Annotated in this window: 8 protein-coding genes and 2 pseudogenes; 7 read left to right on the top strand and 3 right to left on the bottom strand. The window is 64.3% G+C overall.

The genetic code is table 11. The features are described from left to right. A pseudogene (locus RHBS_RS22625) lies at positions 1 to 286 on the bottom strand (2-phosphosulfolactate phosphatase); the annotation flags it as partial. A gap of 58 nt (positions 287 to 344) precedes the next feature. Here RHBS_RS22625 and RHBS_RS22620 point away from each other — a divergent pair. Next, entirely contained in the window at positions 345 to 776 is a 432-nt protein-coding gene (locus RHBS_RS22620) for a hypothetical protein (protein WP_121870095.1), read from the top strand. 8 nt (positions 777 to 784) lie between these two features. Here the strand turns inward: RHBS_RS22620 and RHBS_RS22615 are convergent, their stop codons facing one another. Further along, positions 785 to 1060 (bottom strand): hypothetical protein, encoded by a 276-nt coding sequence (locus RHBS_RS22615; RefSeq protein WP_057477670.1) that lies wholly within the window; start codon positions 1058 to 1060, stop codon positions 785 to 787. Positions 1061 to 1160: 100 nt separating this feature from the next. Between RHBS_RS22615 and RHBS_RS22610 the strand changes: the two genes are divergently transcribed. Beyond that, entirely contained in the window at positions 1161 to 1805 is a 645-nt protein-coding gene (locus tag RHBS_RS22610) for a hypothetical protein (protein ID WP_128646469.1), read from the top strand. Positions 1806 to 1884: 79 nt separating this feature from the next. Further along, complete coding sequence (locus tag RHBS_RS22605) at positions 1885 to 2334, top strand: hypothetical protein (protein WP_128646468.1); 450 nt, start codon at positions 1885 to 1887, stop codon at positions 2332 to 2334. A gap of 1 nt (position 2335) precedes the next feature. Here RHBS_RS22605 and RHBS_RS22600 read toward each other — a convergent pair whose 3' ends face one another. Further along, positions 2336 to 2998 carry an aquaporin gene (locus tag RHBS_RS22600; RefSeq protein WP_128646467.1) on the bottom strand — a complete coding sequence of 221 codons (663 nt, stop codon included), beginning with the start codon at positions 2996 to 2998 and terminating at the stop codon, positions 2336 to 2338. A 273-nt stretch (positions 2999 to 3271) separates the two neighbouring features. Here RHBS_RS22600 and RHBS_RS22595 point away from each other — a divergent pair, with 273 nt between their 5' ends. The 4 genes and pseudogenes from RHBS_RS22595 (at position 3272) to nuoD (ending at position 6214) form a co-directional block, all read left to right on the top strand. After that, the gene (locus RHBS_RS22595) at positions 3272 to 3631 is read left to right on the top strand and encodes an NADH-quinone oxidoreductase subunit A (RefSeq protein ID WP_032397854.1); all 360 of its coding nucleotides are present in this window, start codon (positions 3272 to 3274) and stop codon (positions 3629 to 3631) included. Positions 3632 to 3703: 72 nt separating this feature from the next. Further along, a pseudogene (locus RHBS_RS22590) lies at positions 3704 to 4257 on the top strand (NADH-quinone oxidoreductase subunit B family protein). Further along, the gene (locus RHBS_RS22585) at positions 4254 to 4916 is read left to right on the top strand and encodes an NADH-quinone oxidoreductase subunit C (RefSeq protein ID WP_121870091.1); all 663 of its coding nucleotides are present in this window, start codon (positions 4254 to 4256) and stop codon (positions 4914 to 4916) included. The pseudogene RHBS_RS22590 and the gene RHBS_RS22585 overlap by 4 nt, the downstream one beginning before the upstream one ends. Beyond that, positions 4916 to 6214: an NADH dehydrogenase (quinone) subunit D gene (gene nuoD, locus RHBS_RS22580; protein ID WP_121870090.1), complete on the top strand. Its 1299-nt coding sequence runs from the start codon at positions 4916 to 4918 to the stop codon at positions 6212 to 6214. The genes RHBS_RS22585 and nuoD overlap by 1 nt, the downstream gene beginning before the upstream one ends. Positions 6215 to 6337: the final 123 nt, after the last annotated feature.

Here is a 6337-nt window from a genome sequence, read left to right as displayed (position 1 = left end):
GTACGGTGGCCGGGCACAAGCTGATCCGGCCCGGTGCGGCGGCCGACCGTCCCACTGCGAGGACTGCGTCGAACTGCTCGGCCAACTGCGTGGCCCGGTCGTCGCGCCACTGACTGGGGATGACGTCGATGCCCGCGTCGACAGCGACCGTGAGAGTGGTCGTGAAAGAAAGGACATCCACGACGACGGCGATGTCTGCGCCGTCGGCGATGGCATCGGCACCGCACAGACCCCAGTCGAAGCGGAGTCCGTACGCGTTCTGGGACAGTACGGGGTCGGCCGGCATTGCCGAACGGTAGCAAGTCCGGTGATACCTTCGGCGCGGGATCGAGTGGGGGAGAAACATGCAGTTGGAACTGGACACCAAGGTGATCGTCCTCGTGGCCGGTTTCCTGCTGCTGTGGGCACTGGGGTTGGGGGTGGTCAAGTATCACCAGATGTCGACGTCGCCGGATGGCACTGCGCATCGCTATGTCGACATCGCCCATCGGGCAGCGTTGATGTACTCGTTCGCAGCCCTGGTGCTCGCTGTGTTGGCGCAGTTCAGTGCGTGGTCGGTCGCGGTGGATCTGATCGCCGCATCGGTGGTGCTGTTGTTCTTCGTCGCTGCCGTCGTGAGCTACACGGTGCACGGGTTTCGTCGGGACACCGAGAACCAGTTCGTCGATCCCGTCCCGGGGACGCATCTGTTCATGGTGTCGTTGATCGTCGGCGAAATCGGCGGTACAGCGGTGCTCGTGGCCGGTTTCGCAGTCGAGCAGTTCGGTCCGAGTTGAGCCCGGAGCTACCGAGGGTCCAGGTAAAGCTCGGCGGTCTCGGTGGCGACGGCGGAGACTGCAGCAGCGAGACCGGGCTCGAGGTCCAGTGCGGCGGTGAGTCGTTCTCCGCGCAGCCCCTGCGTTCGGAGTAGCTCCCAGGCCTGTTCGACCAGGCGCACCGAGGTGGGATGGTCCAACTCGGGGCGGTTCGAGCGCAGTGCAGTGGCAGCCCAGTCTGCGTCGAACGTCCCGTTGGGTGGACCGAACACACGCTCACCGGACGAATAGCTCTTCGGCTCCATACCGTCCGACGCTAGCAGGATCGGAGGGCTGTGCAATCGTGACCGAATTGCGTCGGGACGGCACTACCGAACCGATCGGTTTCTTCAGTACGGTATGGCGATGTACGACGGTCACCGCAGGGCTCCACTCGCGCTCTCGGTCGTCGGCTCACTGGCGCTCGGTCTTCTCGCCGGCTGTTCCGGCGAGGACGGCAGCATGCCGGTCGACGAGGTCTCGGCCGGCACGAACTACACCACGGTCACGGGATCACTGGTCGTCGGTGATCCCATGTCCAATCCCGAGCCGACCGTCGAAGCGCTGCCGCCCGCGGTGACAGAGCTTCCTCCGATCCTCGATGGCGCGCGATTCCCTGGTGCGTCGCCGGTCGGTGTCACCGACGTGGTGTTGGGGGCGTCGTCGACGGTCGAATTCCGGTTGGCGGGCAACGGCCCGGTGTCCTATACGGTGAGGTACGTCGACGAGGCCGTCCGCTACGCCACGAGTGAACCGATGGCAGTGCCGGGCAGATCCGTGTTGCAGGTCGATCTGTCGGGTACGTCGACGGACTCCGACGACACGTTCTCTCTGTACGCCGGGCCCGAACGGATCCGAAGCGATACGGATTCCGCCGTCGTCTCGGTCGATTTTCTGGCCGATCCCGGCGGAATCTCGCAGGCCTTCGTCGGAGTTGCCGCCGATCGACCCGAGTTCACGGTGGCCACCACCGAAGAACCCGCCGCGGTGATCGTCACCGTCGAGTCCTGAACGGCGCTGGAACGTCGAATGCACTTCGGCCGTGGCTGTTTCGATCCGTTCGCCGGGGACCGCGCGGTAGCATCGCGGTGTGTCCGACGCCACAGCGGGAGAGAGTCCATCCGGTCGTGTTCGCGTGCTGGTGTACAGCAGCAATTCGGCGACCCGTGCCCAGGTGCGGTCTGCGGTGGGAACTCGACCGGATCCCGCACTCGGTGACATCGAGTACGTCGACATCGCCACGGCGGCCGTCGTTATCGAGCACATGGATGCAGGCGGTGTCGCGTTGGCGATCCTCGACGGCGAGTCCTCGCCTGTCGGCGGTCTGGGTCTGGCGAAGCAGTTGAAGGACGAGATCGTCGACTGCCCACCGGTGTTGGTGCTGATCGGACGTCCGGACGACGCCTGGTTGGCCGAATGGTCGCGCGCCGAGGCTGCAGTTCCGCACCCGCTGGATCCGATCCGGCTCGGGCGGGCGGTGGTCGATCTACTGAGGCAGCACTCGGGACCCGTCGGTGTTCCGGTCTCTCGACCGCGCTAGATCAGACCGTCTTTTCCGCTGCGGGCACCGTCAGCACGAACCGGTGGATCGAGCCGGCGATGACAGCTCCGAGAACGGGGAACACCACGAATACCCATAATTGTGACAGGGCAGGGCCGCCGGCGAGGAGGGCTGGTCCGAAGGACCGAGCAGGGTTGACCGAGGTCGAGTCGATTCCGATGCCCAGCAGGTGAACGGTGGGGGCCGTGGTGGCCAGTACGACGGGGACGAGCAGGCCGGTCGCGATCGTCTCGAACACCGCCACCGACGCCAGCCCGTATTCTCCGGGCGAGGAGCTGCCGAATCCATTGGTGCCCAGACCGTCCGAGGGCATGTCGTATCCGGGACGGCCGGACGCGACGAACAGTACGATCAGCGCGCCGATCACTGCACCGACGGCCCGGGCGGCGATGTAGAACACAGCCTTGATCGGGGTGATGGCGCGAGCTGTCAGGGCTCCGATCGTCACGGCCGGGTAGATGTGGCATCCCGAGATCGGGCCGATCGCGTAGACGAGGGCGAGCAGTGTGAGCCCGAATGCCAGGGCGATGCCCGGGGTTCCGACAGTGTCGCCCGCGATGACGGCGGTGCCGACGCCGAAGATCACGAGCAGGGCAGTTCCCAGTCCGTCGGCGGCGAGCGCCGAGACGGAAATCGACTTCATCATTTTTCCTGTTGCATATCGGCGGCCGCGTTCGGCCGGGATCGTCGGCGGGTTTGTCGTTCTCCTCGGACCGGATCGCACGGGGCCGGTGAGTGATCTGAGTCACAGTCCTGAGATCGGGTGCCCCCGCGCGTCAACGGATTACGAAACTGACACCTCGAAATCCCGCGAGATCGACACCGAACCCATACTGTGTGGTTCAGGTCACATTGGTACGGCCGTCGCATTTACTACGCGCCGGCGCGGTAGTCGATCGAGGGAGCAGATGCCGGGATGAACGCCTACGTTCCGATACTCGTTCTCGGTGCCATTGCGGTCGTGTTCGCGGTGTTCTCGGTGATGGTCGGAACCATGGTGGGGCCGGCGCGGTACAACCGAGCGAAGTTCGACGCGTACGAGTGCGGCATCGAGCCCACGATGCATGCGCCTACGGGCCAACGATTTCCGGTGAAGTTCTACCTGACCGCCATGCTGTTCATCATTTTCGACATCGAGATCGTCTTCCTCTATCCGTGGGCGGTCCACCTGGACGTCCTGGGCGCTTTCGGGCTGGTTGCCATGGCACTGTTCGTCGTCAACGTGTCGGTGGCCTACGTCTACGAGTGGCGGCGAGGCGGGCTCGGATGGGACTGACGTCCGAACACTGATCGGCGACGGCACGATGCACGGTTCTCACCTCGAGCGGATGCGGAAAGAGTGTGATCGATGGGACTCGAAGAGAAGCTACCCAGCGGATTTCTGCTGACCACCGTCGAGGGGTTGGCCGGCTACGCACGCAAGGTTCGTTGTGGCCCGCGACCTTCGGTCTCGCGTGCTGCGCGATCGAGATGATGGCCACCACCTCAGGTCGGTTCGATCTCGCGCGATTCGGCATGGAGGCGTTCCGTGCGTCTCCGCGCCAAGCGGACCTGATGATCGTGGCAGGCCGTGTCAGCCAGAAGATGGGGCCCGTACTGCGGCAGGTGTACGACCAGATGGCGGAACCGAAATGGGTCCTGGCCATGGGAGTCTGCGCGTCCTCGGGTGGAATGTTCAACAACTACGCGGTGGTTCAGGGTGTCGATCACATCGTTCCCGTCGACATCTACCTACCCGGTTGCCCACCCCGACCTGAGATGCTGTTCAACGCAATCCTGGAGTTGCACAAAAAGATTCAGGAGATGCCACTGGGTGTCAATCGTGACCAGGTGCGCGCGGCTGCCGAGGCTGCAGCGCTGGCGTCCACCCCGACCATCGATCTGAAGGGGCTGCTGCGATGACGGCGCACGGATCCCGCGGGATGTTCGGTGTCCGGGGGAGTGGCGACACCTCCGGTTACGGCCGGCTGCAGCCGCCGGTGGAGTCGGTGGATACCGCTGTCCGGCCGTACGGCAGCTACTTCGATGCCCTGGTCGATCGATTGGCTGCTGTTCTCGGCACCGGTGACGCGGCCGTGCCGTTCGAGGACGCCGTCGAGCGTGCGGTGATCTTTCGCGGTGAACTGACGCTGCATCTCTCGCGGGAGCACGTGCCCGCCGTGGCCCGTGCTCTCCGTGACGACGCGGAACTGAGATTCGAATTGTGCACGGGCGCATCGGGTGTGCACTACCCGGATCAGGTCGGCCGGGAATTGCGCGCGGTCTACCATCTGGTGTCCATCACCCACGGACGCCGTCTGCGACTCGAAGTGGCTGTGCCCGATGCGGATCCGCACACACCCTCGCTCTGTGCGGTGTATCCGACCAACGACTGGCACGAGCGTGAGGTGTACGACTTCTTCGGCATCGTCTTCGATGGTCATCCCGCACTGACGCGGATCGAGATGCCCGACGATTGGGTCGGTCACCCGCAGCGCAAGGACTATCCCCTGGGTGGAATTCCCATCGAGTACAAGGGCGCTCAGGTTGCGCCTCCCAACGAGCGCAGGTCGTACAACTGATGAGCGCAACGGACGAAACGATCTATGCAGTGTCGGGCCAGGACTGGGACGACGTGGTCGAACTGGCGCGCGGGTCGACCACGGAACGCATCGTGGTCAACATGGGTCCGCAACACCCGTCCACCCATGGTGTGCTGCGGTTGATTCTCGAGATCGAAGGCGAGACCGTCACCGAGGCCCGGTGTGGAATCGGCTACCTGCACACCGGTATCGAGAAGAATCTCGAGTATCGCAACTGGACTCAGGGCGTCACGTTCGTCACTCGGATGGACTATCTCTCGCCCTTCTTCAACGAGACCGCGTACTGCCTCGGGGTGGAGAAGCTACTCGACATCACCGACGACATTCCCGAGCGCGCGACGGTCGTACGGGTGATGCTGATGGAGCTCAATCGAATCTCGTCGCACCTCGTGGCATTGGCCACGGGCGGAATGGAATTGGGTGCCGTGACGGCGATGCTGTTCGGATTCCGGGAACGCGAACTGATACTCGACGTCTTCGAGGCCATCACCGGACTTCGAATGAACCACGCCTACATTCGTCCCGGCGGCTTGTCGCAGGATCTACCCGCCGATGCGATCGACAAGGTTCGCGAGCTGTTGCGGGTCCTTCCCGGACGGCTACGCGATCTCGAACTCATGCTCAACGACAACCCGATCTGGAAGGCCAGAACCGAGAACGTCGGGTATCTGGACCTGACGGGGTGCATGGCCCTCGGCGTCACCGGTCCGGTGCTTCGATCGACCGGACTTCCCTACGATCTGCGCCGGTCCGATCCCTACTGCGGGTACGAGAACTACGAGTTCGATGTCGTCACCGACACCGGATGCGACTGCTACGGGCGCTATCTGATTCGCGTCGAAGAGATGAAGGAATCGCTCAAGATCGTCGAGCAGACCCTCGATCGCCTGCGGGCCGGACCGGTGGTCATCGACGACAAGAAGATCGCCTGGCCGGCCGAACTGGTCTCCGGACCCGACGGTCTCGGCAATTCTCAGGACCACGTGCGCACCATCATGGACACCTCGATGGAGTCGTTGATCCACCACTTCAAACTGGTGACCGAGGGAATGCGAGTGCCGGCGGGCCAAGTGCTGTCCACGGTGGAATCGCCGCGAGGCGAACTGGGTGTGCACATCGTCAGCGACGGCGGAACTCGGCCGTACCGAGTGCATTTCAGAGACCCCTCGTTCACCAATCTGCAGGCGGTTGCCGCGATGTGCGAGGGCGGCATGATCTCCGACGTCATCGCTGCCGTCGCCAGTATCGATCCGGTGATGGGCGGGGTGGACCGATGATCGCGCCACGCTCGGAGCCGGTGCTCGTCCCACTCGGAGCCCGTCCCGAGGAAGCCGTACAACTGGTCGGCCCCGACGCACGCGCGTCCTATCCGGCCGACGTCCGGGCCCGGCTGCGCGCCG

It is taken from the genome of Rhodococcus sp. BS-15, from assembly GCF_000813105.1.
GTDB lineage: Bacteria > Actinomycetota > Actinomycetes > Mycobacteriales > Mycobacteriaceae > Rhodococcoides.
The sequence above is the reverse complement of the archived record's forward strand: the minus strand, read 5'-3'. Positions and strand labels throughout refer to the sequence as shown.